The 26,858-nt window shown below is 75.3% G+C and carries 15 protein-coding genes; 11 read left to right on the top strand and 4 right to left on the bottom strand.

Annotated features, from left to right (window positions below; all coding sequences use genetic code 11):
- Positions 1 to 196 precede the first annotated feature (196 nt).
- Genes R3E88_15350 through R3E88_15365 form a run of 4 tightly spaced genes read left to right on the top strand, consistent with a single transcriptional unit; the run spans position 197 to position 6,304 of the window.
- On the top strand, positions 197 to 1,849 hold the full coding sequence (locus R3E88_15350; GenBank protein MEZ4217860.1) for a carboxyl transferase domain-containing protein: 1,653 nt from the start codon (positions 197 to 199) through the stop codon (positions 1,847 to 1,849).
- Between the two features lie 27 nt (positions 1,850 to 1,876).
- Positions 1,877 to 4,000: a biotin carboxylase N-terminal domain-containing protein gene (locus tag R3E88_15355; protein MEZ4217861.1), complete on the top strand. Its 2,124-nt coding sequence runs from the start codon at positions 1,877 to 1,879 to the stop codon at positions 3,998 to 4,000.
- Positions 3,997 to 5,160 carry an acyl-CoA dehydrogenase family protein gene (locus R3E88_15360; protein ID MEZ4217862.1) on the top strand — a complete coding sequence of 388 codons (1,164 nt, stop codon included), beginning with the start codon at positions 3,997 to 3,999 and terminating at the stop codon, positions 5,158 to 5,160. The genes R3E88_15355 and R3E88_15360 overlap by 4 nt, the downstream gene beginning before the upstream one ends.
- 34 nt (positions 5,161 to 5,194) lie before the next feature.
- A complete protein-coding gene (locus R3E88_15365) occupies positions 5,195 to 6,304 on the top strand; it encodes a phosphotransferase family protein (GenBank protein MEZ4217863.1) in 1,110 nt (369 codons plus the stop codon).
- Here the strand turns inward: R3E88_15365 and R3E88_15370 are convergent.
- Positions 6,278 to 7,876 (bottom strand): wax ester/triacylglycerol synthase family O-acyltransferase, encoded by a 1,599-nt coding sequence (locus tag R3E88_15370; GenBank protein ID MEZ4217864.1) that lies wholly within the window; start codon positions 7,874 to 7,876, stop codon positions 6,278 to 6,280. The genes R3E88_15365 and R3E88_15370 overlap by 27 nt on opposite strands.
- A gap of 284 nt (positions 7,877 to 8,160) precedes the next feature.
- Between R3E88_15370 and R3E88_15375 the strand changes: the two genes are divergently transcribed.
- The 3 genes from R3E88_15375 (at position 8,161) to R3E88_15385 (ending at position 12,792) form a co-directional block, all read left to right on the top strand.
- Positions 8,161 to 9,363 (top strand): serine hydrolase domain-containing protein, encoded by a 1,203-nt coding sequence (locus R3E88_15375; GenBank protein ID MEZ4217865.1) that lies wholly within the window; start codon positions 8,161 to 8,163, stop codon positions 9,361 to 9,363.
- 140 nt (positions 9,364 to 9,503) lie between these two features.
- Positions 9,504 to 11,912, top strand: a complete 2,409-nt coding sequence (locus R3E88_15380; GenBank protein MEZ4217866.1) for a CoA transferase — start codon at positions 9,504 to 9,506, stop codon at positions 11,910 to 11,912.
- 19 nt (positions 11,913 to 11,931) lie between these two features.
- On the top strand, positions 11,932 to 12,792 hold the full coding sequence (locus R3E88_15385) for a hypothetical protein (protein ID MEZ4217867.1): 861 nt from the start codon (positions 11,932 to 11,934) through the stop codon (positions 12,790 to 12,792).
- Here R3E88_15385 and R3E88_15390 read toward each other — a convergent pair.
- Both R3E88_15390 and R3E88_15395 read right to left on the bottom strand, forming a co-directional pair.
- Entirely contained in the window at positions 12,789 to 14,813 is a 2,025-nt protein-coding gene (locus R3E88_15390; protein ID MEZ4217868.1) for a DUF3604 domain-containing protein, read from the bottom strand. The genes R3E88_15385 and R3E88_15390 overlap by 4 nt on opposite strands.
- On the bottom strand, positions 14,810 to 16,552 hold the full coding sequence (locus R3E88_15395) for an amidohydrolase family protein (GenBank protein ID MEZ4217869.1): 1,743 nt from the start codon (positions 16,550 to 16,552) through the stop codon (positions 14,810 to 14,812). Before R3E88_15395 ends, R3E88_15390 begins: the two co-directional genes overlap by 4 nt.
- A 105-nt stretch (positions 16,553 to 16,657) precedes the next feature.
- On the opposite strand from R3E88_15395, the gene R3E88_15400 reads away from it, so the two are divergent.
- The gene (locus R3E88_15400) at positions 16,658 to 18,121 is read left to right on the top strand and encodes a sulfatase (GenBank protein MEZ4217870.1); all 1,464 of its coding nucleotides are present in this window, start codon (positions 16,658 to 16,660) and stop codon (positions 18,119 to 18,121) included.
- Between the two features lie 19 nt (positions 18,122 to 18,140).
- Here R3E88_15400 and R3E88_15405 read toward each other — a convergent pair whose 3' ends face one another.
- Positions 18,141 to 19,445, bottom strand: coding sequence for an MFS transporter (locus R3E88_15405; GenBank protein ID MEZ4217871.1), 1,305 nt, complete (start codon positions 19,443 to 19,445; stop codon positions 18,141 to 18,143).
- 120 nt (positions 19,446 to 19,565) lie between these two features.
- Between R3E88_15405 and R3E88_15410 the strand changes: the two genes are divergently transcribed.
- The 3 genes from R3E88_15410 (at position 19,566) to R3E88_15420 (ending at position 26,849) form a co-directional block, all read left to right on the top strand.
- Complete coding sequence (locus tag R3E88_15410) at positions 19,566 to 20,429, top strand: amidohydrolase family protein (GenBank protein ID MEZ4217872.1); 864 nt, start codon at positions 19,566 to 19,568, stop codon at positions 20,427 to 20,429.
- Position 20,430: 1 nt separating this feature from the next.
- The gene (locus tag R3E88_15415; GenBank protein MEZ4217873.1) at positions 20,431 to 23,088 is read left to right on the top strand and encodes a fused MFS/spermidine synthase; all 2,658 of its coding nucleotides are present in this window, start codon (positions 20,431 to 20,433) and stop codon (positions 23,086 to 23,088) included.
- 92 nt (positions 23,089 to 23,180) lie between these two features.
- Positions 23,181 to 26,849 (top strand): AAA family ATPase, encoded by a 3,669-nt coding sequence (locus R3E88_15420; GenBank protein MEZ4217874.1) that lies wholly within the window; start codon positions 23,181 to 23,183, stop codon positions 26,847 to 26,849.
- The last annotated feature ends 9 nt before the right edge of the window (positions 26,850 to 26,858 follow it).

A 26,858-nucleotide genomic window follows, 5' to 3' on the forward strand; every position in this document is an offset into this window, starting at 1 on the left:
ATCCTACGCGGTCGCCGCGCGCGCGCGCCACGCGATGTGACCCTTCTTGCGTCATGCGCGGCGCGCGAGCTGCCGCGAGCCGCGGCATGGCGGCGCGCGCGCGGCGCCCCGGCGGCCCGGCGGGCGCCGCCGAATGGGGCGTGGCACTCTCGCGCGCCGCCGGCTCGCGCGCGCGGGCCCGCCCGGGAAGGCGCCGATGCCCCGATCCGACACCCCGCTCGCCGCCGCGGTGGCGCCGCGGCCCTCCGCTCCTCCGCTCGCGACGCGGCTCGACCTGCGCAGTGACGCGTTCGCGCGCAACGCGGCCGCCTCGGCCGCGCTCGTCGACGAGCTGCGCGCGCGTCAGCGTCACGCGGTCGACGGCGGCCGCGCGCGCCAGATCGAGCGCCACCGGGGCCGCGGCAAGCTCCTGCCGCGCGAGCGCATCGACCTGTGCGTCGACCCGGGCACGCCCTTCCTCGAGCTCTCGACGCTCGCCGGCTACGGGCAGTACGACGACGAGGCGCCCGGTGCGGCGCTCGTCACCGGCATCGGCGTCGTGTGCGGGACGCCGTGCATGTTCATCGCGAACGACGCGACGGTGAAGGGCGGGACGCTCCTCCCGGCGTCGATCCGGAAGCACGCGCGCGCGCAGGACATCGCGCTCGAGAACCGGCTTCCCACGATCTACCTCGTCGACTCGGGCGGCGCGTTCCTGCCGCTGCAGGACGAGGTCTTCCCCGACCAGGACCACTTCGGCGGCACGTTCTACCGCCAGGTGCGCATGTCGAACGCCGGGCTCCCGCAGCTGTCCGTCGTGCTCGGCGGCTGCACGGCCGGCGGCGCCTACGTGCCCGCGCTCTCCGACGAGGTGATCATCGTGCGCGGCATCGGCCGCATCTTCCTCGGCGGGCCGCCGATCGTGAAGGCCGCGCTCGGCGAGATCGTCGAGCCCGACGCGCTCGGCGGCGCCGACCTGCACGTCGCCGAGTCGGGCGTCGCCGACCACGTCGCGGCGGACGAGCGCGAGGCCTACGCGAAGCTGCGCGAGCTCGTCGCCGCGATGGAGCAGCCGGGCTTCGCGGCGCCGCCCGCGCGCCCCGAGCCGCCGCTGCAGGACCCGGCCGAGCTCGGCGGCGTCGTGTCGCACGACGCGCGCATCCCGTTCGACGTGCGCGAGATCGTCGCGCGCCTCGTCGACGGCTCGCGCTTCTCGGAGTTCAAGCCGCGCTTCGGCGAGACGCTCGTGACCGGCACGGCGCACGTGCACGGCCACCCCGTCGGCATCGTCGGCAACAACGGCATCATCTTCGCCGAGGCCGCGCTGAAGGCGACGCACTTCATCGAGATGTGCGGGCAGCGCGGCATCCCGCTGCTCTTCCTGCAGAACACGTCGGGCTACATGGTCGGGCGCGAGGCCGAGCGCGGCGGCATCGCGAAGCACGGCGCGAAGATGGTGGCGGCGGTCGCGAGCGCGACCGTGCCGAAGCTCACGGTGCTCGTCGGCGGCTCGTACGGCGCGGGCAACTACGGGATGTGCGGGCGCGGCTTCCGGCCGCGCTTCCTGTTCGCCTGGCCCAACAGCCGCATCGCCACGATGAGCGCCGAGACCGCGCAGACGGTGCTCGTCGACGTGCGCCGCGGCGGGCTCGACGGCGACGCGGCCTCGGAGGCCGAGCTCGAGCGGCTGCGCGCCGAGGTCGCCGCGCAGTACGAGCGGCAGAGCAGCCCCTATCATGCGACGTCGCGCCTGTGGGACGACGGCCTGATCGAGCCCGCGCAGACGCGCGACGTCGTCGGCCTGTGTCTCGCGCTCGCGGCGCGCGCGCCGGGCGACGAGCGGGAGCGCTTCCGCGTGTTCCGGATGTAGGCGAGCGAAGGGTCGGGGGAGGAGCGCGTGTTCCGCAGCGTCCTGATCGCGAACCGCGGCGAGATCGCCGTGCGCGTCGCGCGCGCGTGCCGGCGCCTCGGCATCGAGAGCGTGGCCGTCTTCTCGGACGCGGACCGCGACGCGCTGCACGTCGAGGTCGCCGACCGCGCCGTCCACATCGGTCCGGCGCGCGCGACCGAGAGCTACCTCGTCGGCGAGCGCCTGCTCGACGCCGCGAAGCGCGCGGGCGCCGACGCCGTGCACCCGGGCTACGGCTTCCTGTCCGAGAACGCCGACTTCGCGGACGCCTGCGCGGCGTCCGGCCTCGTCTTCGTCGGCCCGCACGCCGAGGCGATCCGCCAGATGGGCTCGAAGGCGCTCGCGCGACGCATCGCTCGCGAGCACGGCGTCGCGTGCGTGCCGGGCTACGACGGCGACGACGCGTCGCCCGAGCGCCTGCGCGCGGCGGCGCGCGAGGTCGGCTTCCCGGTGATGATCAAGGCGAGCGCGGGCGGCGGTGGCCGCGGCATCCGCATCGTCGAGAGCGAGGCCGACTTCGACAAGGCGCTCGAGGCGGCGAAGCGCGAGGCCGCGGGCGCGTTCGGCGACGACCGGCTCATCGTCGAGCGCTACGTGCGCGCGCCGCGCCACCTCGAGGTGCAGGTCGTCGGCGATCGCCACGGCCACGTCGTCCACCTCCACGACCGCGAGTGCTCGGTGCAGCGGCGCCACCAGAAGCTCGTCGAGGAGGCGCCGGCCCCGCGACTCGGCGACGCGCAGCGCCAGCACCTGCACGAGAGCGCGCTGCGGCTCGCGCGCGCCATCGGCTACGACAACGCGGGCACGGTCGAGTTCGTGTTCGACGACGAGGCGGGCGAGGCCTACTTCCTCGAGATGAACACGCGCCTGCAGGTCGAGCACCCGGTGACGGAGATGGTGACGGGCCTCGACCTCGTCGAGCTGCAGCTCCGCAGCGCGGCGGGCGAGCCGCTCCCGATCGCGCAGCGCGACGTCGCGGTGGAGGGCGCGGCGATCGAGGTGCGCGTCAATGCCGAGGACCCGGAGAAGAAGTTCCTGCCGCGCACGGGGCGCATCGATCACATCGCGTTCCCGCCGGCCGTCGACGCCGCGGGTGCGCCGTCGGGCGTGCGCGTCGAGACGGGCGTGCGCAGCGGCTCGGAGATCTCGCCGTACTACGACTCGCTGATCGCGAAGGTCGTCGCGCACGGCGCGTCGCGCGACGAGGCCGTCGCGCGGCTCGTGCGCGCGCTCGACGAGACGGTGTGCTTCGGCCCGGCGAACAACCTGGGCTTCCTGCGGCAGGTGGTCGACAGCGCGCCCTTCCGCGCGGCGGCGCTGACGACGCACTTCCTCGAGCAGCACTTTCCGAAGGGCCCGGCGAAGGGCGCGGGCGGCGCGCTCGGCCTGCCGGCCGCCGCGATCGCCGCGCTCGCGCTCGCGGCCGAGGCGGAGCGCGGCGACCCGGCCCGCGACGCGGGCGGCGACGCCGCGCGCGACGCGGCCTCGCCCTGGCAGCGGCTCGGCGGCTGGCGCCTGCTCGCGAACGCGGGCGCGCCCGCCGTCGCGCACTGGTTCCTGCGCGATGCGCGCGACGCGCGCGCGCAGGCGCCACTCGCCGTCGTGCGCACGTGCGGCGACGGCACCGTCGACTGGGGCGAGGGCGCGCGCGCGGCCTCGCTGCGCGCGGCCGGCGAGCCGCACCGCTTCGAGCTCGCGAGCGGCGGCGAGGCGCGCGCCGTGCGCATCGCGCAGTTCGGCGACCGCGTCGCGATCGTCGCGGGCGGCGAGCGCTTCGAGCTCGTCGCCGTGCCGCGCGAGGTCGCGTGGCGCTCGGCCGACCGCGCGGCCGCGGGCGGCGCGCGCGCCGTCGCGGCGCCGTTCCCCGCGCAGGTGGCCGAGGTGCGCGTCGCGCCCGGCGCGCGCGTGCGCGACGGCGAGGTCGTCGTCGTGCTCGAGGCGATGAAGATGCTGCACGAGCTCGCGGCCGCCGGCGCGGGCGTCGTCGAGGAAGTGTGCTGCGCGGCGGGCGACGCCGTCGCGGCCGGCCAGCTGCTCGTGCGCTTCGCCGCCGCGTCGGATGCGCCGACCGCGCCCGCCGCGCCGGCCGGCGCGAAGGAGGAGCCCGCATGAGCGCGCCGCGCGCATCCGTCTACCTCGACGACGATCTCGTCGCCCTGCAGCGCCAGACCGAGCAGTTCGTCGCGAACGAGGTGCGCCCGCACGCCGACGCGTGGGAGGAGGCGGGACGCGTGCCGCGCGACGTGCTGCGCAAGCTCGGCGAGCTCGGCTTCCTCGGGCTGCGGCACCCCGAGGCGTACGGCGGGCTCGCGCGGGGCGCGCTCTCGTCGGCCGTCTTCGCCGAGGCGCTCGGCGCCTCGACCTTCGGCGGCTTCGAGGTCACCGTGCTCGTGCACACGGACATGGCCTCGCCGCACCTCGTGCACTCGGGCAACGACGACCAGCTCGGGCGCTACATGGCGCGCATCGTGACGGGCGAGTGCCTGACGGCGATCGCGGTGACGGAGCCCGTCGCGGGCTCGGACGTCGCCGGCATCCGCACGCGCGCGCGCCGCGACGGCGGCCCGGGCGGCGACTGGATCCTCGACGGCTCGAAGATCTTCATCACGAACGGCGCCTCGGCCGACCTGCTGATCGTCGCCGCCCGCACCGACCCCGGGAATCCGCGCGGGCTCTCGATGTTCCTCGTCGAGGCGGGCACGCCGGGGCTGCGCGTGTCGCGCGAGCTCGACAAGACGGGCTGGCGCTCGTCGGACACGGCCGAGCTCGCCTTCGACGGCTGCCGCGTGCCCGCGCGCAACCTCCTCGGCACCGAGCACCGCGGCTTCTACGAGGTGATGAAGAACTTCCAGAACGAGCGGCTCGTGCTCTCGGGCATGTGCGTCGGCGCCGCGCAGAAGGGGCTCGACCTCACCTACGCCTGGACGAAGGAGCGCAAGGCCTTCGGCGCGCCGCTCTTCGACAAGCAGGCGATCCGCCAGCGCCTCGCCATGCAGCAGGCGCGCACCGACGCCGCGCGGCAGCTCCTCTACCACTGCGCCTGGCGCATGGAGCAGGGCGCCGACGCGACGCGCGAGGTGTCGGAGCTGAAGGCGCTCGCCGGCGAGCTCGTGAACCGCGTGCTCTACGACTGCGTGCAGTTCCACGGCGGCCAGGGCTACATGCGCGAGACGGCCGTCGAGCGGATGGCCCGCGACGCGCGCGTCATGCCGATCGGCGGCGGCGCCACCGAGGTGATGCTCGAGGAGGTCGCCAAGCGCGTCGGGTCTTGAGCGCGCGCGCGCGGCCGTCGTAGTCTCCGCGTCCATGGCCACCGAAGCCCCGACCAAGGCGGTTCGCGACCCCGAGAGCTTCCGCGGCGCGCTCGACGCGTGGATGCGCCGCGTGCACCCCGACCGCGCGGGCCTGCGCGTCCACGACGTCGACATGCCGCGCTCGACCGGGTTCTCGAACGAGACGGTCTTCTTCCGCGCGACCTGGCGCGAGGGTGCGGGCGAGCGCACCGAGCGCTTCGTCGCGCGCATCGAGCCGCGCGACGGCGGCCTCTTCCCCGAGCAGACGCCCGCGTGCGCCGTCTCGGTCGGCGTGCAGCACCGCATCATGAGCGCGATCGCCGCGAGCGGCGTCGTCCCGATGCCGCCGATGGGCGCGTACGAGCCGGACGCGTCCGTGCTCGGCAGCCCCTTCTTCGCGATGGGCTTCGTCGAGGGGCGCGTGCCGGCCGACTGGCCGCGCTACTCGGTCGAGGGCTTCCTCGTCGACGAGGCGACGCCCGCCGAGCGCGAGCGCATGGTGACGAGCGGCCTCGACGCGATGGCGGCGCTCCACCGCCTCGACCCGGCGACGCTCGACCTCGGCTGGCTCGACCCGTCGGGCCGCGGGCGGCCGACGTTCGCCATGCAGCTCGACCTGTACCGCGACTACTGCGCGCGCGAGCTCGCGGGCCGCCCGCACCCGGTGATGACGCGCGCGCTCGACTGGCTCGAGACGTACGAGCCGAAGGGCGCGCCGATGGGGCTCTCGTGGGGCGACGCGCGCCTCGGCAACATGATCTGGCAGGACTACCGCTGCGCGGCCGTCTGCGACTGGGAGGCGTGCGCGCTCTCGCCGCCCGACGCCGACATCGGCTGGTGGGTGATGTTCGACCGGATGTCGTTCGACGACCTCGGCGCGCCGCGGCTCGCGGGCTTCCCGACGCGCGAGCAGATGGTCGCGCGCTGGGAGGAGGGCGTCGGGCGCAAGGTCGCCGGCGACATCCTCTACTGGGAGATCTTCGGGGCGATGCGCTTCTGCGCGATCATGATCAAGCTGTCGGATCGCTTCCTGCGCGCGGGCATGCAGACGCCCGAGACGAGCACCGCGGTCGACAATCCCGTGACGCAGGCGCTGTCACGCCTGCTCGACGCGGCCGACTGAGGCGCGCGGCTCGACGGGCGGCGGCTCCTCCTTCTCCTCCTCCTCGACGCGGTCGGCGGCCGCGGCCGGCGGGGCCGCGAGCGCGACGGCCGCGTCGGTGCGCGGCGACACGACGCTCCCGGTGTCGTACGCGGCATCGGTGGCCTGCGCCGCGTGCGCGGCGCGCGAGCGCGCGAGCGCGGCGGCGAAGAGCCGCTCGAACGACTCCTCGACGAGCAGCGCGAAGTCGTCGAGGTCGGGAACGAGCGCGTCGTCGGCCGCGAGCCCCCACGTGAGCCGGCCGTCGTAGCTGAAGAGCGCGATGCCGAGGCCCGAGCCCGGCAGCAGCGGCACGAACGGCACCATCTCCTCGAGCTTCGCGCCGAGCAGGTAGAGCGGGAAGGGCGGCCCCGGCACGTTCGTCACGATCATGTTCGTCGGCCCGGCGACCGCGCGCGCGGCGACCGAGAACAGGCTCTGCGGGAGGATCTCGAAGCCCTTCATCAGGACCTCGACGCCGAGCTCCTGGCGCGACTCCTTGATCGAGCTCGTCGTCTCGTGGATGCGCGCGAGCTGCATCGCGGGGTCGGGCTCGTCGAGCGGGAGCGGCACGACCCACGAGGACACGTGGTTGCCGAGCCGTCCGCGCTCGCTCGCGTCGCGCATGTTCACGGGCGCCGACACGCGGAACTCGATGCCGTCGGGGTCGACGCGGCGCAGCTTCAGGTACTCGCGGACCGCGCCCGTCACGATCGCGAGCACGACGTCGTTCACCGTGCAGCCGAAGGCGCGCCGCACCTGCTTCACGCGCTCGAGCGGCATCGACAGCCAGTCGACGTTGCGGTGCGGGCCGATGGCGCCGTTGAGCGGCGTCTCCGAGCTCGGCGACAGCGCGAGCGAGGCGAGGTCGGCGAGCGCGCGCGCGCGCGCCGACAGCTCCGCGCGCCAGTCGACGCCCGCGTCGAACAGGCGCAGCGCCCCGCGCACCGCGCGCAGCGGCGCGCCGAGGCGGTCCTGCACGTCGTCGGCGAGCAGCTCGAAGGCACTCGGCGACGGACGCGGGAAGAAGCGCGGCGGGTCGCCCGGCGCGGCCTCGCGGCTCGGCGACATCAGGATCTGCGAGATGTCGGCGCCGGCGGCGCCGTCGATCATGCAGTGGTGGATCTTGCTCACGGCCGCGAAGCGGTCGCCCTCGAGCCCCTCGATGATCCAGATCTCCCAGAGCGGGCGCGCGCGGTCGAGCTTGCGCGTGAGGATGCGCGCCGTGAGGCGCCGCAGCTCCTCGATCCCGCCCGGCTTCGGCAGTGCGGAGTGGCGGATGTGGTAGTCGATGTGGAAGTGCGGGTCGTCGACCCAGACGGGCCGGTTCTGGAACGGGATCCACTTGAGGCGCTGGCGGTAGCGCGGGATGCGGTGGAGCACGGCCTCGATCGCGCGCTTGTAGCGCGCGACGTCGATGCCGCCGTCCGGCTTGCGCAGGTCGCCCGCCTCGATGATCTGGATGGCGGCGACGTGCATGAGGTGGTTCGCGTCCTCGGCGACGAGGAACGAGTTGTCCTGGGCCGAGAGCCGTTCGTACGCGTAGCGCGGCATGGCACCTCTCCTCTCGATCGAGCCGGGGACAGCGCAAGGTTCGTGCCATCCCGCGGCGCGCAGCGGGGCGGCCGTCGTCCCGTCGCACCGCGCCGCACTGCCCGCCCGGTGTGCAGCGCGCGCCGCGGGCTGCCCGGCGCGCGAGCACGCGACGCGCGCGATCGGCCGCCGCGGCGTCGGCTACCGTCGGCGATCCGATGTCGCGATCGTCGCCCCTCGATCGGCTGCTTCGCGCGCCTTCGACACTGCTCGGCCTGTGCGAAGTTCCGCGCGATCTCGCGACCGTGACCGCGCGCGGCGACGAGGCGGACGCGGCGCGCGCGGGCGTCGCGCCGCGCGCCGTCGAATCCGTGTGGGAGCGCGTCGAGGCGCTCTACCGCTCGGGCGCGCACCCGGCGATCCAGCTCTCGGTGCGCTTCCGCGGCGCCGAGGTGCTCCACCGCGCCATCGGCCACGCGCGCGGCAACGCGCCCGCCGACCGCGAGGCGGGCATCCCGCTCGCGCCGATCGGCGTCGAGACGCCGGTGAACCTGTTCTCGGCGGCGAAGGCCGTGACGGCGATGATCGTGCACAGGCTGCACGACGAGCGGGTGCTCGACGTCGACGCGCCGGTCGCGAGCTACATCCGCGACTTCGGGCGCTGCGGCAAGGAGCGCATCACGCTCCGCCACGTGCTGACGCACCGCGCGGGCATCCCGGCGCCGCCGCCCGGGAGCCTCGACCTCGACCTGCTCGGCGAGCCCGAGGAGCTGCTCGAGCTGCTCTGCGACACCGAGCCCGAGCACGACCCCGACCGCTACTCGGCGTACCACGCGATCACGGGCGGGTTCATCGTGGCCGAGGTGCTGCGGCGCACGACCGGGAAGACGCTGCGCGCGCTCGCGCACGAGCTCGTGAAGGCGCCGCTCGGGCTCGCGTGGCTCGAGTACGGCGTCGCGCCCGAGCACGTCGGGCTCGTCGCGCGCAACGCGACGACCGGCCCGCGGCTCGCCGCACCGCTGCGCCGCGTCGTGGCGCACATGATCGGCGCGCCGCTCGAGGCCGTGATCGAGTGGTCGAACGACCCGCGCTTCCTGACCGCGATCGTGCCGTCGGCGAACCTGGTCACGACGGCGCACGACATCGGTGTCTTCTACCAGTGCCTGCTCGACGACGGCGTCGCGGGGGGGCGCGAGGTGTTCGGCCCGGCGGCGATCGCGCGCTCGCGGCGCATCGAGAGCCGCGGCCAGCTCGACCGGCGGCTGCTGATCCCGATGGCCTACAGCCCGGGCTTCATGTGCGGCACGAGCGGCCTCAGCCTCTACGGCTGGAACCACCCGCGCGCGTTCGGCCACCTCGGCCTCTCGAACATCTTCACGTGGGCCGACCCGGACCGCGCGCTCGTGATCGCGCTCGTGACGACGGGCAAGCCCATCCTCACGCCGCACGTCGTGCCGCTGCTGCAGCTGCTCGCCGGCATCCACGAGGCGTTCCCGCCGGTCGACTGAGCCGCCCGCCGGGGTGTAGTCTCGCCCGGCCGCGCGGCGGGCGGCGCGCGCCGCTCGACGCTGCGCCGCGCGCGCGCCGGGCGGCGCGCCGCACCCGCACGCCACGCGTCGCACCCGCACGCCGCTCCCGAGGAGGACCGATGCCCGCCGCCGATGCCCACGCCGCGTCCGATCGCCCGCTCGCCGGGGTGCGCGTCCTCGACCTCGCCGACGAGAAGGGCGAGCTCGCCGGGCGCATCCTCGCCGACTTCGGCGCCGAGGTCGTGCGCGTCGAGCCGCCGGAGGGCGCGCGGTCGCGCGCGATCCCGCCGGTCGCGGGCGGTGAGAGCGTCTACTTCGCCTGGCGCAACGCGAACAAGCTCGGTGCCGTCGTCGACCTCGAGAGCGAGGCGGGCCGCGCGCGCCTCGACGCGCTGTGCGCGAAGGCCGACGTGCTGATCGAGAGCGAGCGCCCCGGCCGGCTCGCCGCGCTCGGCCTCGCCCCGGCCGCGCTCTGCGAGCGCCACCCGCACCTCGTCGCGCTCTCGATCAGCGACTTCGGGCAGACGGGCCCGTACCGCGACTGGGTCGCGACCGACGCCACGCTGTGCGCGATCGGCGGGATGCAGTTCAAGGCGGGGACGCCGGACAAGGAGCCGCTGCTGTTCCCCGGCGCGATCGCCTACGACGTGGCGGGCGTGATGGGTGCGTTCGCGTCGCTCGTCGCGCTCGTGCAGCGCGCGCGCACGGGCTTCGGGCAGCACATCGACCTCTCGGTGCTCGAGGCGCTCGCGCAGACGACGGACTGGAGCTTCTCGAACGCCAGCATGACGCGCGCGAAGGGCAACTACGCCGGCGAGATGCGCTTCGGCTCGGGGCCGATGTACACGGTCTACGCCTGCAAGACGGGCTACGTGCGGCTCGTGATCCTGTCGCCGCGGCAGTGGCGCGCGATGCGCGAGTGGATGGGCGACCCCGAGTTCCTGCGCGACCCGCTCTACGACTCCTTCCTCGGGCGCATGTCGATCGCGGACGCGCTCATGGTCATGATCGGCGACCACTTCGCCACGATGACGCACGAGGAGTGCGCGTTCGAGGCGCAGCGGCGCGGCATCGTCTGCACGCCCGTGCTGACGCCCTCCGAGGTGCTCGCGAACGAGCACTTCGCGTCGCGCGGCACGTTCGTGCGCGACGCCGAGTGGGCGCCCGGGCGGCGCGGCCCGGTCGCGTCGGGCTTCTGGGAGATCGACGGAGCGCGCCAGGGCTACCGCCACCGCGCGCCGACGAAGGGCGAGCACGACGCGCGCGTCGACGCACTCTGGCCCGACGCGCGGCCGCGCCCGGGCGGTGCGCGCCCCGCGCCGTCGGCGCCGCTCGCCGGCCTGCGCGTGCTCGACTTCGGCATCGGCGGCGTCGGCGTCGAGGCCGGGCGGCTCTTCGCCGAGTACGGCGCCGAGGTCGTCAAGATCGAGAGCCGCACGTATCCCGACTTCATGCGCGTCGTGATGTCGACGGAGATGAGCGCGTCGTTCGCGTCGTCGAGCCGCTCGAAGAAGGGCTTCGGCGTCAACGTGAAGCACGAGCGCGGGCTCGAGCTCGTGCGCGAGCTCGCGACGCAGTCGGACGTCGTGATCGAGAACAACTCGACGGGCACGATGGACGACATGGGCGTCGGCTACGAGACGCTCGCCGGGCTGAACCCCGGCATCGTGATGACGAGCAGCCAGCTGCTCGGCTCGAAGGGCGTGTGGGCGGACTGGATCGGCTACGGGCCGAGCACGCAGCCGATCGGCGGGCTCGTGCACCTGTGGAACTACCGCGGCCAGGACTTTCCGGCCGGGTCGGGCGCGATCTTCCCCGACCACCTCGCGGGGCGCCTCGCCGCCGTCGCCGCGCTCGCCGCGCTCGTGCGGCGCGAGCGCACCGGCCGCGGCGGCCACTGCGAGACCGCGCAGGCCGAGGCCGTCGTCGGCGTGCTCGGCGACCTGCTGCTGAAGGAGGGCGTCGAGCCGGGCAGCGTCGTGCCGCTCGGCAACCGCAGCCTGCGCGGCGCGCCGTGGGGCACGTTCCGCTGCAAGGGCGACGAGCAGTGGGTCACGATCACGTGCCGCGACGACGACGACTGGGGGCGCCTGCGCCTCGCGCTCGGCGACCCGGACTGGGCGAAGCGCGACGAGCTGCGCCGCGCCGCGGGCCGCTTCGCCGCGCAGGACGAGCTCGAGGCGAAGCTCGCCGAGTGGACGGCGAAGCAGACGCGCCTCGAGGTCGTCGCGGCGTGCCAGATGTTCGGCGTGCCCGCGGCGCCCATGTACACGGGCACCGACCAGGCGTCGGATGCGCACTACCAGGCGCGCGGCTACCTGCGCTGGCGCGACCAGCAGGATCTCGGCTGGATGTGCTTCGAGGGCCCCTGCTTCCGCGCGAGCGGCATGACCGACGTCGACGTGCACCAGGCGCCGCTCCTCGGCGAGCACACGCGCGCGCTCGCGCGCGAGCGGCTCGCGCTCGGCGACGAGGAGATCGAGAAGCTCGTCGCCGCCGGCACGCTCGAGGTGCCGCGCACGGGATGAGCGCGGGGGTGGAGCGCGCGTGACGACCTGGATCACCGAGGCGCTCGTCCCGGCCGCGATGTTCGCGCTGATGGTCGGCATGGGGCTCACGCTCGCGCCGGCCGACTTCCGGCGCATCGCGGCCTATCCGCGGCCGACCGTCGTCGGCACGCTCCTCCAGCTCGTGGCCATGCCGCTCGCGGGCATCGCGCTCGCGCACCTGTTCGCGCTCCCGCCGCTGCTGGCCGTCGGGCTCGTGATCGTCGCCGCGTGCCCGGGCGGCACGATGTCGAACCTGGTCGCGCACCTCGGGCGCGCGGACGCCGCGCTCTCGGTCACGCTCACCGCCACCGCGACGGCGGCGACGCTGTTCACGCTGCCGCTCTGGGTGCGCGCCGTGCACGATGCGGGCGGTGCGCCGCTCGACATGCCCGTGCTCGAGACCGCGGCGCGGCTCGGCGCGTTCACCGTCCTGCCCGTCGCGCTCGGGATGCTCCTGCGCGCCGTCCGGCCGGCGCTCGCGCGCTTCGAGCGCGCGCTCTCCGTCGGGAGCGCCGTCGTGATCGTCGCGGGGCTCGCGTGGGAGTCGTCGTCGGCGGGCGACCTGCCGATCGCCGAGAGCCTCGCGCCCGCGGCGTGGCTCTGCGCGCTCGCCTTCGCGATGGGCTGGATCGTTCCGCTCGCGACGGGGGCGAGTGCGCGCGAGGCCGCGACCGTCGCGATCGAGCTCTGCGTCAAGAACACCGTGCTCGGGCTCGTGCTCGCGACGTCGTCGTTCGACGCGATCGACCCCGCCGTCCCGATCGCGGCGTTCATGACCTTCCAGATGCTCGGCGCCTTCGCCTCGATCGGCCTCCTGTGGGGCTGGGCGCGCTTCGCGGTGCGACCGGCCGGCGCCTAGCCTCGCGGCGCGACCCAGACGGGCGACGTCCACGCGCGCTCCTGGATCGTGCGCACGCGGCCCGGCTCCGCGCACGAGGCGGGAGCCGCGTCGCCGGCCTCGAGGCACTGCCACTGGTCGTAGCGGCAGGAGGGGTTCTCGACGACGCGCGCGTAGTACACGGCGGGCAGCGCGGGGTCGAAGTCGGGGTCGGTCCAGACGGTGCAGAGCGCGTCGTGTCCGGGCCCGCGCGGCGCGCAGGTGGCGAGGTCGACGTCCGCGGCGCCGTCCGGTGTGCCGGCGACGTCGACGACGCGCTCGTGCAGGGCGCCGTCGGAGTCGACCCATCCCTTCACGATCTGGATGCGCTGCAGCAGCCCGCCGGGCGCGCCCGGGTCGCGGTGCGCGAGCGCGAACAGACGCAGCGCGCGGCCTTCGGCGGCCGGCGCGGCGCCGGCCTCGAGCACGCCGCCCATCGGCACGCCGCTCGCGTAGGCCTTCGCGATCGCGCCCGGGTCGTCGCACAGGTCGGGGTCGAGGTCGAAGCCCGCGAACAGGCGCGGCGCGATGCGCGGGCCGCTCGTGCCGAACACCTCGCGGCGCACGAACGCGTCGAAGATCGCGTCGCGCGCGTTCTCGGTGGCCCACGCGCCGACGAGCCCGCCCGGGTTGTTGTGCGCGTTGCCGTAGGTGCCGGTCGAGAGCGTCGCGCGCACGGCGAGGTCGGCGTCCGCGATGCCGAGGTGCCCGGGGAAGGTCCGCTCGGCGACGCCGCCGGCGAGCGCGTTGTGCGTGTCCGTGCTCGCCATCAGGCCGAAGCGGAACGGGTTGACGCCGAGGCGCTGCTCCTCGCGCAGGCCGACCGTGAGCGCGTAGCGCGCGTAGCTGCCGGGCGAGAGGCACTTCGGGCCGAGCCGCGGGATGGCGTCGGCGAGCGGCCCGTCCCAGCACTCGCCCGGGTCGTCGCCGAGGATCGGCAGCTCGTACTTCTCGAAGTCGCAGAGCTCGTCGGCGTCGCCGAGGATGCCGCCGGGCGCGTTCGGCAGGCACTCGGAGTCGCCCTTGTGCTGCATCACCTCGACCATCGGCTCGGAGAGCGCGCGCAGGCGCGCGCGCTCGGCCTGCGCGGCGCTGCTCCACGCGCCCGGGTAGTCGACCGCGAACATCCGCCCGTTGCTGATGTTCGAGTTGTGCGGGATGGCGATCGAGTCGCAGCCGGTGCCCGTGGCGTCGCACGTCTCCTGGAGGCGCGCCCACAGCTCCCACTCGCGCTGGACCTCGAGGTAGGAGATCGGGCGCGGCGGCACGGTGGCGTTGCGGAAGATCACGTTGCGGTGGAGGTTCGAGCCGAGGCGGTGCGAGCTGTACTCGTAGCCGATGAACGTCGTGCGCGCGCAGCGCGAGCTCGGGTCGTTCCAGGCCTCCGCCGCGTCGACGATCGCGCGCCACGCGACGGCGGTGCGCGCGAGGCAGCGCGCGTTGTCCGCGCCGCACACGTCGTCGTGGCGCCACGGGAACGGCAGCATGATGAACTTGCCGAGCGGGCTGTCGATCGGCGTGCGCGCGGCGCGGATCGCCCGGCAGCTCTCGCTCTCGTAGACCTCGCTCGAGGCGTCCGCGCACAGCAGCGTCTCGCCCAGGAACTCCGAGTGGTCGGTCACGGCGGCGAAGTCGAGCGGGCGGTCGATGCGGACCGTGCGCGTCGGCGCTCCGGACGCGTCGAGCGGCGGGAGGCCGACGGGCTCGCCGAACGCGTAGCGATAGGCGTCGGCCGGCTCGAGCGCGAGGTCGTACTGGCGCGCGTCGCTCGAGAACGAGGTGTGGACGTGCAGGTCGCCGAAGTACGGCCGGCGCAGCTCGTCGTGCTCCTCGCACGGCGCGCGCTGCGCGGCGGCGAGCGCCGAGAGCGCGCCCGTCATCGCGTCGCCGCGCACGCGGTAGTCGTCGAAGTCGACGTCCTCGGTGCACGCGAGCGCGGCGAGGAGACCGAGGCCGCCGAGCGCGGCGCGGACGGCGCCGCGCCGCGCCGCGCGCGTCGTCACGCCGCGCCGCGCGCGCCGCGCACGAGGCGGCCGGGCAGCGCGCCCGTGGGCTCGCCGTCGCGGAACGTCACCCGACCCGACAGGATCGTCGCGTCGTAGCCGCGCGCGCGCTGGAGCAGCCGTCCGGCACCCGCCGGCAGGTCGTGCGCGAGCACGGGGATCTCGAGCGCGAGGCGGTCGAAGTCGATCACGTTCGCGTCGCCCTTCATGCCGACGCGCAGCACGCCGCGGTCGCCGAGCCCGTAGAGCGCCGCCGTGTCGCGCGTCATCTTGCGCACGGCGAACTCGAGCGGGAGCTTCGGTCCGCGCGTGCGGTCGCGCGTCCAGTGCGCGACGAGCGACGTCGTCGCGCTCGCGTCGCAGATGGCGCCGCAGTGCGCGCCGCCGTCGCCGAGGCCGAACGCGCTGCGCGGGTGCAGCAGCATCTCGCGCACCGGGTCGAGGCTCCACTCGCTGTAGTTGAGCAGCGTCAGCATCAGGAGCTGCCGGCCGTCCATCTCGAGCAGCCAGTCGTAGAGCAGCGCGAACGGGTCGACGCCCTGTCGCTCCGCCTGCTTGCGGCAGCTCTGCTCGATCGGCGGCTCGTAGTCCGGCGGGTCGCCGAGGCGGAACACCTTGTCGAGGCCGTTCTCGATCATGTCCATCACGACCCGCAGCTGCGGGATCGGGTAGCTCGACGCCTCCGACAGGATGCGCTGGCGCACCGCCGGGTCGCGCAGCTTCGCCACGCGCTCGGGGAGCGGGAGCGCGGCGAGCCCTTGATAGGTGGGGCGGAAGCTGAAGGGATGGAACGTCTGGTGGCCGATCAGGAGCGTCGCGGGGCGCGACGACACCTGCGGTCGCAGGTCGGCGCCGTGCTCGGCGCCCGCGCGGTCGCACAGCTCGAGCAGCCGCCGCCAGTGGTCGGGCGCGACGTCGTGCTGCACGAGCGCGAACGAGACGGGCCGGCCGATCTCGCCCGAGAGCCGCCCCATCCAGTCGACCTCCTTCTCGGGGGCGGCCATGTCCTCGCCCTGCACGCCGGCCGGCGCGAGCTCGACGATGCCCTGGCCGAGCGCGCCGAGCGCGCGCGCGATGCCGAAGATCTCGTCCTCGGCCGCGTGCGTGCCGGGCACGACCTCGCCGTCGAGCGCGCGGTGCACGATCGTGCGCGACATCGAGAAGCCGAGCGCGCCGGCGCGGATGCCCTCGCCGACGAGCTTCGCCATCGCCGCGATGTCGTCGCGCGTCGCGGGCTCGTTCTTCGCGCCGCGCTCTCCCATCACGTACGTGCGCACCGCGCCGTGCGGCACCTGCGTGCCGATGTCGACCGCGCGCTCGCGCCGCTCGAGCGCGTCGAGGTACTCGGGGAAGCTCTCCCACGCCCACTCGATGCCCTCGTGCAGCGCGGTGCCGGGGATGTCCTCGACGCCCTCCATCAGCTCGATCAGGTACTGGTGCTTGTCGGGCGCGACCGGCGCGAAGCCGACGCCGCAGTTGCCCATGACGAGCGTCGTCACGCCGTGCCACGAGGTCGGCGTGAGCAGCGAGTCCCAGGTCGCCTGGCCGTCGTAGTGCGTGTGGATGTCGACGAAGCCCGGCGTCACGACCTTGCCCTTCGCGTCGACCTCCTCGCGGCCGCGCTCGGCGACGCGCCCGATCGCCGCGACGACGCCGCCGTCGATCGCGACGTCGCCCTCGAACGGCGCGGCGCCGCTCCCGTCGACGATCGTTCCGCCCCGGATCACGAGATCGTGCATGGTGTCCCTCCTGGTGCGGCCCGCGCGGCGCGCCCGTGCGACGCGCATCCTAGCCGCGTCGCGCGCGCGCGGGGGAGGCGGTCGCCGCACCCCGCCTCCCTATCTATGCTGCGCCCCGCATGTCGGCCCCTCCTCCTCCCTGCGGCCCCGCGCGCGGCGCGCGCCGGCCGCGTCGCGGTCGCGCTGGCCGCCGCGTCCGCGGCGCTCGCGGGCTGCGGCGACCCCGGGCCCGCCGCGCCGCCGAACGTCCTGCTGGTCGTCGTCGACACGCTGCGCGCCGATCACACCTCGCTCCACGGCTACCCGCGCGACACGACGCCGAACCTCGCGGCCTTCGCCGAGGGCGGCCTCGTCTTCGAGCGCGCGCGCGCGTCGTCGTCGTGGACGAAGCCGTCGACGGCCAGCCTGATGACGGGCCTGTCCGCGGCCCAGCACGGCGTCGAGCAGGAGGACGGCCGTCTGCCCGACGCGGCCGCGACGCTCGCCGAGGTGCTGTGGGCGAGCGGCTATCGCACGGGCCTCTTCTCGGACAACCCGTTCGTGTCGCGCGGCTTCGGCTTCGCGCAGGGCTTCGAGCACGTCTACGACTACGCGAGCCGCGAGATCGCGCGGCCGTCCGGCGAGACGTACGACCTGTCCGACGCAGGCGCCGTGCGCAAGGACGAGCTCGCCGACTGGAAGCACCGCGCGGGCGCGCCGGCGATCGATCGCGAGCTGCTCGCGTGGCTCGCGTCGATTCCCGAGAGCGAGCCCTGGTTCGCGCACGTCCAGTACATGGAGCCGCACTGGCCCTACGCGCCGCCGCCGCCGTTCGACGCGAAGTTCACCGACGCGCCGATCCGGCGCTCCGAGCTGCCCAACCTCTGGGGCGTCGCGACGGGCTTCGCGGGCGCGGAGCGCGGCACCGAGGTGGGCGAGGCCGAGCGACAGCGGCTCGTCGACGCCTACGACGCGATGGTCGCCTACTGGGACGACTGCTTCGGTCGGCTCGTCGCGCAGCTCGAATCGTGGGGGAGGCTGCGCAACACGATCGTCGTCGTCACGTCCGACCACGGCGAGGGCTTCTTCGAGCACGGCGTGTGGGCGCACCAGAACAGCCTGTACGAGGAGCTCGTGCGCGTCCCGCTCGTGATCCGCGGGCCCGGCATCGCGAGCGGGCGCATCGCGCGCGACGTCGCGTCGATGCGCGTGGTCGGCACGCTGCTCGCGCTCACCGGTCACGACGCGCGCGATCTCGGCGCCGGCGGGACGCTCCTCGACGAGGACGCGCCCGCCTGGCAGGCGCGTCTCGAGCGCGACGGCCGCACGCTCGTCGCGACGCTCGACCGCGGGCGCAAGTGGATCTTCCACCGCTGGGAGGACGGCGCGCGCGTCGAGGCGTTCGACCTCGCGCGCGACCCCGACGAGCGGCTCGACCGCGCGCCGGCGCTGTCCGATCACGGCGAGCGCCTGCGCGCGCGCGTCGAGCGCGAGCTCGCGCTCGAGCGCGAGAGCGGGCTCGCGCGGGCGGCGGCGCGCATCGGCGACGACACGCGCGAGGCGCTGCGCGCGCTCGGCTACGCCGAGTGAGGAGGGCCGCCCGGCGCGCTCACGCCTCGCGCGGCCCGACCGGCGCCGTCGGTGCGTCGGCGAGCGCGCCCGCGCCCTTCGCGGCGCCCTGCGGCACGCGCAGGAACGCGAACATCAGCGCCGCCACCGCGAGCGCCGCGAGCTCGGCCGCGAAGACGGGCGAATAGCTTCCGGCCGCATCGCGCAGCACGCCGGCGAGCCAGGTCGCGGGCGCGATGATCGGGAGCGCGACGAGCCCGGCGAGGCCCATCACCTCCGCGAACGCGCGCCGTCCGAAGCAGGCGCCGATCAGCACGGCCTGGAGCGGCGCGGCCGCGCCGATGCCGAGGCCGAAGAGCGCGCCCGCGGCGACGAGCACCTCGAGCGAGGGGCGCGTCGCGAGCAGCGCCCAGCCCGCGGCGAGCAGCGCGGCGTTCGCCCACAGCGCGACGCGCGGCGCGACCGCGCTCGCGAGCGCGCCGAACGCGAGCTTCCCGACGAGCGAGCCCGCGGCGAACGCCGCGAACACGCCGCCGAGCTCGGTCGACGCGATGCCGAGCTCCTTCTCCGCGAACGGCGGCAGGTGCATCGTGCTCACGAGCGGCGACGCGAACACGAGGCCGAGCCCGAGCGCGATCAGGTAGAAGTCGAGCCGGCGCAGGACGTGGCCGGCGACCGACCCCTCCGCGGGCACGTCGGCCTCGGGCGGCGCGTGGGCGTCGCCGTCGGCGTGCTGGCCCACCTCCTCGGGGCTCTTCACGACGAGCAGCGCGAAGGCCGGGAGCGCGAGGGCGAGCGCCGCGAGCGCCATCGCGCGCAGCGCCGTGCGCCAGCCGAGCGCGTCGATCGCGAGCGCCGCGAGCGGCGGGCCGACCGCGCTCGCGAGCGTCGCGCCCGCGACCGCGACGCCGACGGCGAGCCCGCGCCGCCGCACGAACCAGCGGCTCACGAGCGCGATCGACGGCATCGGCCCGAACGCCGCGATGCCGAGCGCCGCGAAGAGGCAGATGCCGAGCGCGAGCGCGGGCAGCGTCGTCGCGTGCGACGCGATCCACAGGCCGGCGCCGAGCAGCGCGACGCCGCCCATCATGATCAGCTTCTGCGGCCCGGCGTCGAGCCAGCGGCCGAGGAAGGGCGAGACGAGCGCCATCAGCAGGATGCACAGCGTCGGGCCGGCGGAGATGACGGCCGTCGTCGTCTCGAACTCGCGCTCGAGCGTCGTGACGAAGACGCCCGCGGACGCGAGCCCGGCGGCGTTCGCGACGAGCTGCGCGACGAAGGCCGCGGCGGTGACGCGCCAGCCGAAGAAGGCGGGCGGAGCGGTGGCGGGTGCGGGGGAGGGCATCCGCGCAGCTTCGCCAGCGGATGCGTGCCGCGTCAAGCGCGGGCGCGCCTCGGGGCGCGCGGCCCGGGCTCGCGCGCGCGGCCTCGGATGGTGTAGGAAGGGGCGCGAAGGAGACGCTCCATGCCCATGCCCAGCGGCATCGGGATCATCGACACGATGATCTCGTTCCCGACCTCCGACTTCTCGCAGTACGACTTCATCCGCAAGCAGCTCAAGGACGCGCAGTCGCGCGACTCGTACGACTTCCCCGTCGAGTACATGTTCAAGAACGTGCCGAAGGAGCTGTACGGCGCGTCCAACCCGATCGACATCACGCTCCACGAGATGGACCGCTACGGCATCGAGATGGGACTGATCGGCGTCGAGAGCGAGGTGTCGCAGCGCGCGCTCAAGGACCACCCCGACCGCTTCCTCGCGCAGGGCAACGTCGACCCGAACACCGGGATGGAAGGCGTCCGCAAGATGGTGCGCCAGTACGAGGAGTTCGGCGTGCGCTCGTTCTCGGCGTTCCCGGCGGGCTTCATGCCGCAGGTGCCGATCAACGACGCGAAGTTCTACCCGATCTACGCCAAGTGCGTGGAGCTCGGCGTGCCGATCTTCGTGTGCGCCGGCGTGCCCGGCCCGCGCTTCCCGATGGCGTGCCAGAAGGTCGAGCTGATCGACCAGGTCATGTACGACTTCCCCGAGCTCGTCTTCGTGACGCGCCACGGCTGCGAGCCGTGGGAGAAGCTCGCCATGAAGCTCATGCTCAAGTGGCCGAACCTCTACTACTCGACGTCCGCGTTCGCGCCCAAGCACTACCCCGAAGAGATCGTCAAGTACGCGAACTCGCGCGGCGCCGACCGCATCATCTACGGCGGCTACTTCCCGATGGGGCTCTCGCTCGAGCGCATCATGACGGACATGCCGCACGTGCCGTTCAAGGACCACGTCTGGCCGAAGTTCCTGCGCGAGAACGCGATGAAGGTGCTCAAGCTCGCCTAGCGTGGGCGCGCCTCCCGCCGCGGCGCCGGTCGCGAGCGCGAGCGCCGCCGCGAAGCGGGCGCTCGCGCTCGCCGCCGTCTTCGTGCTGCCGTCGGGCGCGGCGGCGCTCGTCAACCAGGTCGTGTGGGTGCGCCTGCTCGGCCTGTCGTTCGGCGCGGCGAGCGCGTCGGTCGCGACGGTCGTCGGCGCGTTCTTCCTCGGGCTCGCCGTCGGCTCCGCGCTCGCGCCGCGCTGGCTCGCGCGCACGCGCGACCCGCTGCGCCTCTATCTCGCGCTCGAGGCCGCGATCGGCGTCTTCGCGCTGCTGCTGCTCCCCGTCCTGCTGCACCTCGACGCGCTCGTCGCCGCGTTCCCGCTCGCGAGCGAGCTGGGCGCGCTGCGGTTCGCCGCCGCGTTCGCGCTGCTCGCGCCGCCGACCGTGTGCATGGGCGCGACCTATCCCGTCGTGGTCGCGTGGGCGGTGCGCAGCGACGAGGCCGTCGGGCCCGGGCTCGCGCTCGTCTATGCGGCGAACACGGCGGGCGCCGTGCTCGGCGCGTGGGGCGCGGGCTTCGTGCTCGTGCCGCGCTTCGGCCTCGACGGCGCCGTCGTCGTCGCGGCGGGGCTCAACTTCGCGATCGTCGCGCTCGGGCTCGCCGCGCGCCGCGCCTTCGCGCTGCGCGACGACGCCGCGCGCGATGCCGGTGTGCGCGCTTCGGTCGCGAGCGAGGAGGTCGCCGGCGCACTCGACGCCCGTGCGCCGCTCGACGGCGCGGCGCCCGGCGCGCCGCCGGCCGCGGAGGACGCCGCGCATGCCGCGGCCGCGCGACGCCGCCGCGCGGCCGCGCTCGTCGTGCTCGCGGGCACGGGCTTCGGCACGGTCGCGAACGAGGTCGCGTGGACGCACGTGCTCTCGATCCTCACGGGCGCCACGATCTACGGCTTCGCGGCGATCCTCTCGGGCGTGCTCGTCGGCATCGCGGCCGGGTCGTACGCGATGCGCGCGGCGAGCGCGCGCGTGCGCGAGCCGGTGCGCGCGCTCGCGCGCGGTCTCGTCGCGCTCGCGCTCGCGCTCGTCGCGACGCGCGCGGCGCTCGCGTGGCTCCCGCCGCTCTTCCGCGCCGCCTTCGCGGAGGGCGACGCGGGCGTCGGCCGCCCCGCGCTCCGCTACGCGCTCGCCGCCGCGCTCGTGCTGCCGCCCACGCTGCTCTACGGCGCGCTCTTCCCGCTGAGCCTCCAGCTCTACTGCCGCACGCGCGACGAGGTGCGCGCGGGGCTCGGGCGCGCCTACGCCGTGAACACGGTCGCCGGCATCGCCGGCTCGCTCTTCGCCGCGTTCGTCGCCATCCCGTTCCTGGGCAGCGACCGCCTGCTCTCGGCGATCGCGCTCGGCACGCTCGCGCTGCCGCTCGCGCTCCCCGGCGCGCGGGCGCGGCTCCGCTCGCCGCGCGCGCTCGCGGCCGCGGGCGCCGTCGCGCTCGCCGTCGTGCTGGCGCCGCACCTCGACTGGACGCGCCTCATCGACTCGGTGCGCTACGACGAGGACGCGCGCGCGGGCCGCACGCCGACGTACCTGTTCCTCGAGGAGGGGCACAGCGGCGTCGTCAGCGTCGTCACCTTCGACGGCCACCACGCGAAGCTGATGAACGACGGGCTCAACGAGTCGTTCGTGTGTCTCGAGGACGCCGACCACGAGATCGCGACCGAGACGCTGCTCGGAATCGTGCCGTGGATGCTGCACGCCGCGCCGCGCGACGCGTTCGCGATCGGCCTCGGCGGCGGCGTCACGGCGCGCGCCCTCGCGCGCACGGACCTCGAACGCATCCGCGTCGTCGAGCTCGAGCCCGAGGTCGTGAACGCGCTCGGGGCGCTCGGCGAGGCCGGTGCGCGCGTGCGCCTCGACGCGCGCATCGAGCTCGTCGTCGACGACGCGCGCCACGCGCTGCTCGTCGACGATTCGCGCTACGACCTCGTCGTGTCGCAGCCCTCGCACCCGTGGAAGTCCGGCGCGTCGAGCCTGTTCACGCACGAGTTCTTCGAGCTCGTGCAGAGCCGGCTCCGGCCGGGCGGCGTCTTCGGGCAGTGGATCAACCTGTTCGGGATGGACGCCGACACGCTCGCGTCGCTGCTCGCGACCTTCTTCGACGTCTTCGATCACGGCTTCGCGCTGATCGTCTCCGAGTCGGGCGACCTGCTCGTCTTCGGCTCGGATCGGCCGCTCGCGCTGGCCGGCGACACGCCGCGCGCGCGGCTCGCGCGCCCCGCCGTCGCGCGCGTGCTCGAGCGCCACGACGTGCGCGACCCGCTCGACATCCTGCGCTGGCTCGCGCTCTCGCGCGACGAGGCGCTGCGCGCTTCGGGCGGCGCGCCGTTCGTCACGGACCGCAACGTGTTGCCCGAGGTGCGCCTCGCGTCGGTGCGAGGCTGGGCGGCGGGCGACGCGAACCCGGAGCGCTTCGTCGCGATGCACCGCGGCTTCGACGTCGGCGAGCTGCTCGGCGGCACGCCGGACGCCGACGCACTCGACGCGCTCGCGCGCCGCATGCTCGACGCGGGCGAGCCCGCCGCGGCGCGGCGCCTCGCCGCGCGGCTCGCGGCGCTCGCACCCCAGCGCGCGGCCCGGCTCGCGCGCGCGATCGACGTCGCCTATCCCCCGACGCCGCGGAGCGAGCTGAGATAGGCTCGGGCGCACGCCGCCGACCCGTTCGCCCGCGCGCGGCGAGGGCGACGAAACCGGGGTCGGCCGCAGCGGCGACTCCGCGCGAGATGTCCGTGAACCCGACCTCGCCCGACGCACCTCGCACGACCGGCCGCTGCGCGGGCCGCCCCGTTGCCGCGCCCGTCGGCGCGCGCGCCGCGCTCGCGGCGTTCGCCCTGCTCGCGCTGCTCGTCGGGCTCGTCCCTCCGAGCGCCGCGCGCGCGCAGGGCGACGAAGACGGGCCGCCCGCGATCGACCCCGCGCTGCTCGCCACCCGCGACGGGCTCGCCGCGTTCGCGCGCGACCCCGAACGCGGCGGCGGGCGGATCGAGAGCCTGTTCGCCGTGCGCCTCGACGACCCGAAGGCCGTGCGCGAGCGCGCCGACGAGCTTCGCCGCGAGGTCGGACGACTCGACGCGAGCATCGCGTCGCTCGACGATCGGCTGCGCGAGCTCGCGAGCGAATCGGCGGCGCCACCCGCGGCCGGCCCGCCGGCCGGTTCCGACGACGTCGATCGCGCGAGGCGCACGGACCCGGCCGGCGCCGCGCCCGTCGAAGCGACCCGCGGCGCGTCCGGCGATGCCGGCAGCGACACGGGCACCGATGCGTCGGTGCTCGCGCGCGGCGACTCCGATGCGCCCGCGCGCGCCGACGCGGATGCGTCGGCGGATGCACCTGCGGATGCGATTGCGGATGCGCCCGCGCCCGCGGATGCGCCCGCGGATGCGGACGCAGACGCGGAGGCGCAGCGCCGCGCGGCTGCGGCGCGCGCGGAGGCCGAGCGGCGCGCGGCCGAGGAGGCGGCGCGCGCGGAGGCCGTGCAGCGCGAGGCCGCGGCCGAGGCCGACCGGCGCGCGGCGCGCGAAGCGGAGCGCGCGGCGCTGCAGGAACGCCGCGCGGTGCTCGCGCTCGAGCGCGACGTCGCGCACGCGCGGGCCGAGCGGCTCGCGCGCCTCGACGCGCGGCTCGCGCGGATGTCCGATGCGGGGCGGCGCGTGCTCGCGCACGTCGCCGAGCCGCGGGCCGGGCTGCGCGCGCGCGCCGACGAGCTCTCGCGTCTCGCGACCGCGCTCGAAGGGCTCGCGACGCGCATCGCCGCGCTCGCGGAGCGGGCCGCCTCGGGGTCGCTCGTGGGCTTCGTGCCCGAGGAGCGCGCGGTGCGCGCCGACCTCGCGGCGTCGGCGCGCGCCTTCGAGCAGCGCGCCGCGCGCGCGCGGGCGATCGGGACGACGCTCGCCGCGCTCGCGAACGAGCTCGAGTCCGAGGGCGCCGCGCTGCGCGAGCGGTTCCTGCGGAGCGCGCTCGCCGCGCGCGCGCCGGGCGCTCCGGAGGACGCCTCTCCGGACGCGTCGGCGGACGGCGGAGCGGCCGCCGCGGCCGACGACTTCGACGCGCTCTTCCTCGATCACCGCGCGCGCCAGCGGCGCCTGCGCAAGGCCGCGGCGCTCGCGCCTCCGTCGCCCTCGCTCGAGGAGCTGCGCGCGCTCGCCGCGCGCACCGCGACGGCGCTCGCGCGCCCCTTCGGCGTCGGCACGGTCGCCGACGCGCGCGCGTTCCTCGACGCCGACGTCGCCCTCGAGCAGGACGTCGACGCGGCGCTCGCGATCGAGGCGGGCGGTGCGGACGCGTGGCGGCTCGCGCACGAGAACGAGGTCGTCGCGCTGCTCGCCGACCAGGTCTCCGACGCGGCGCGCGCGCAGGCGTACGGCTTCTCGCGCGAGCTCGTCGACGACGTGCGCTCCGAGGTCGCGATCGCCGTCGACCGCGCGCGCGCCGGTCTCGAGCGGCTGCGCACCGACATCCCCGACACCGCATCGCTCGTCGCGACGGAGCGCGGCCAGGGCGTGCTCGCGCGGCTCGCCGGCCTTCTCGCGGTGGCGGGCGGCGCGCTCGTCGCGCGGCGTCGCGCGCCGCACGTCTCGGTCGCGCTCGTGAAGGCGCTCGCGCGCGTTCCCGAGCTGCGCGCGCACGTCGGCCTGCTCGTCCGCATCGCCGGGCTCGTGCAGCAGGTGCTCCCGGTCGCGATCGCGATCGCCGCGCTCGCCGCCGCGATCGCGATCCTCGGCAGCGATCTCTGGCTCGCGCGGCTGCTCGGCGCCGTCGGCTGGCCGGTGCTCGTCTACGTGCTCGGCCGGCAGGTGCTGCTCGGGCTCACGCAGCGCGTGACGCGCGGGCGCCCCGCGCTCGTCGAGCTGCGCGCCGCCGATCGCGAGCGGCTCGTGCGCACGTACGCGTCGCTCGGACTGTTCGTGGCGGGCGCGCTGCTGCTCGACCGCATGGTGCGGATGCTCGTCGGTGGCGGGCGGCTCGTCGGGCTCGTCGACGGGGCCGTGCTCGCGTGGGTCGCGGCGTGGGCGGTCTTCGAGATGTTCCGGTGGCGGGCGCCGCTCGCCGAGCGCTGGGGCGCGCTGGCGGCCGGCACGACGTTCGAGCTGCGCGTCGCGGAGTCCATGGCGGGGTCGCCGCTCGGCGCCGTGCTCTCGCCGGTCGCGCTCGTGCGCGTCGTCGCGACGCCGGCCTGGCGCGCGCTCGCCGCGTTCGCGACCGAGACCGACCTCGCGCAGGCGCTGCGCGCGCGCCTGCTGCGGCGCCGCTCGCGGCACGCGCAGGCGGAGGCCGGCGAGACGAAGCCGGCCGCGATTCCCGACGAGTACCTGGCCGCCTTCCCGCTGCACCCGATCCTCGGCGAGGAGGAGCAGGTGCTCGTCCCGCGCGAGGAGCTCGTGCGCGAGGTGCTCGACCAGATCGCGCGGTGGAGGGAGACGCAGGTCGACGGCTCGCTCGCGATCGTGGGCGAGAAGGGGCTCGGGAAGACGACGCTCGCCGCGATGATCGCGCGCCGCGCGAACGGCGTGGAGGTGGTCGCGCACACGCTGCGCGGCAAGCCGACGACGGAGCGCGATCTCCTGCGCGAGCTCGCGCCGGCCTTCGAGGGCGCGCACGCGCCGGAGTCGGTCGCGAAGCTCGCCGAGGCGCTGTGCGCGGGGCCCGAGCGCATCGTGCTGCTCGACGAGGCGCACAACGTCTTCCTCCGCATGGTCGACGGCTACGAGGCGTACGACGCGCTCGTCGAGCTCGTCAACTCGACGAGCGAGCGCGTGTTCTGGGTGCCCGTGTTCAACAGCTTCACGTGGCGCTTCCTCAACGAGAGCCGCGGACGCGTGCACTACTTCCGCCGCATCCTCGACCTGCCGCGCTGGACGGCGGACGAGATCCAGGAGCTCGTGCGGCTGCGCAACGAGAAGGCGGGCTTCGCGCTCGAGTTCGACGAGGTGCTGCTCTCGGAGGAGGACGCGGTGCGCGAGCGCGCCCTCGCGCACGGCGCGCGCGATGGCTTCGAGCTCGTCGAGAGTGCGGACGGCTACTTCCGCCTGCTCTGGGAGTCGAGCGGCGGCAACCCGCGCATCGCGACGCAGCTGTGGCTCGCGTCGCTCTCGCCCGCCGCCGAGCGGAGGCTGCGCGTGGGGCTCTTCCGCGAGCCCGAGTCGAAGGCGTTCGAGGCGCTCAACGACGAGCTGTGGTTCGCGCTCGCCGCGGTCTGCCAGCACGAGAACCTGTCGGCCGACGAGCTCGCGCGCGCGATCAACGCGACGCCCGGCTTCGCGCGCTTCGCGGTGCAGTTCCTCGCCGAGGCGGGCTTCGTCACCGCGAAGGACGAGCGGTGGGAGCGCGTGACGCTCTCCGCCGCCTACTACCGGCAGGTGCTGCGCGGGCTGCGCTCGAAGCACCTGCTGTACGACTGAGGCGCGCGC

Source organism: Myxococcota bacterium (assembly GCA_041389495.1).
Classification (GTDB): domain Bacteria; phylum Myxococcota_A; class UBA9160; order UBA9160; family UBA4427; genus JAWKRT01.

Excerpts from the sequence above, each read along its gene's own strand:
- R3E88_15365 (MEZ4217863.1), top strand. The coding sequence starts at position 5,195 with ATGGCCACCGAAGCCCCGACCAAGGCGGTTCGCGACCCCGAGAGCTTC.
- R3E88_15395 (MEZ4217869.1), bottom strand. The coding sequence starts at position 16,552 with ATGCACGATCTCGTGATCCGGGGCGGAACGATCGTCGACGGGAGCGGC.
- R3E88_15405 (MEZ4217871.1), bottom strand. The coding sequence starts at position 19,445 with ATGCCCTCCCCCGCACCCGCCACCGCTCCGCCCGCCTTCTTCGGCTGG.
- R3E88_15370 (MEZ4217864.1), bottom strand. The coding sequence starts at position 7,876 with ATGCCGCGCTACGCGTACGAACGGCTCTCGGCCCAGGACAACTCGTTC.
- R3E88_15350 (MEZ4217860.1), top strand. The coding sequence starts at position 197 with ATGCCCCGATCCGACACCCCGCTCGCCGCCGCGGTGGCGCCGCGGCCC.
- R3E88_15400 (MEZ4217870.1), top strand. The coding sequence starts at position 16,658 with ATGCTGCGCCCCGCATGTCGGCCCCTCCTCCTCCCTGCGGCCCCGCGC.
- R3E88_15380 (MEZ4217866.1), top strand. The coding sequence starts at position 9,504 with ATGCCCGCCGCCGATGCCCACGCCGCGTCCGATCGCCCGCTCGCCGGG.
- R3E88_15360 (MEZ4217862.1), top strand. The coding sequence starts at position 3,997 with ATGAGCGCGCCGCGCGCATCCGTCTACCTCGACGACGATCTCGTCGCC.
- R3E88_15410 (MEZ4217872.1), top strand. The coding sequence starts at position 19,566 with ATGCCCATGCCCAGCGGCATCGGGATCATCGACACGATGATCTCGTTC.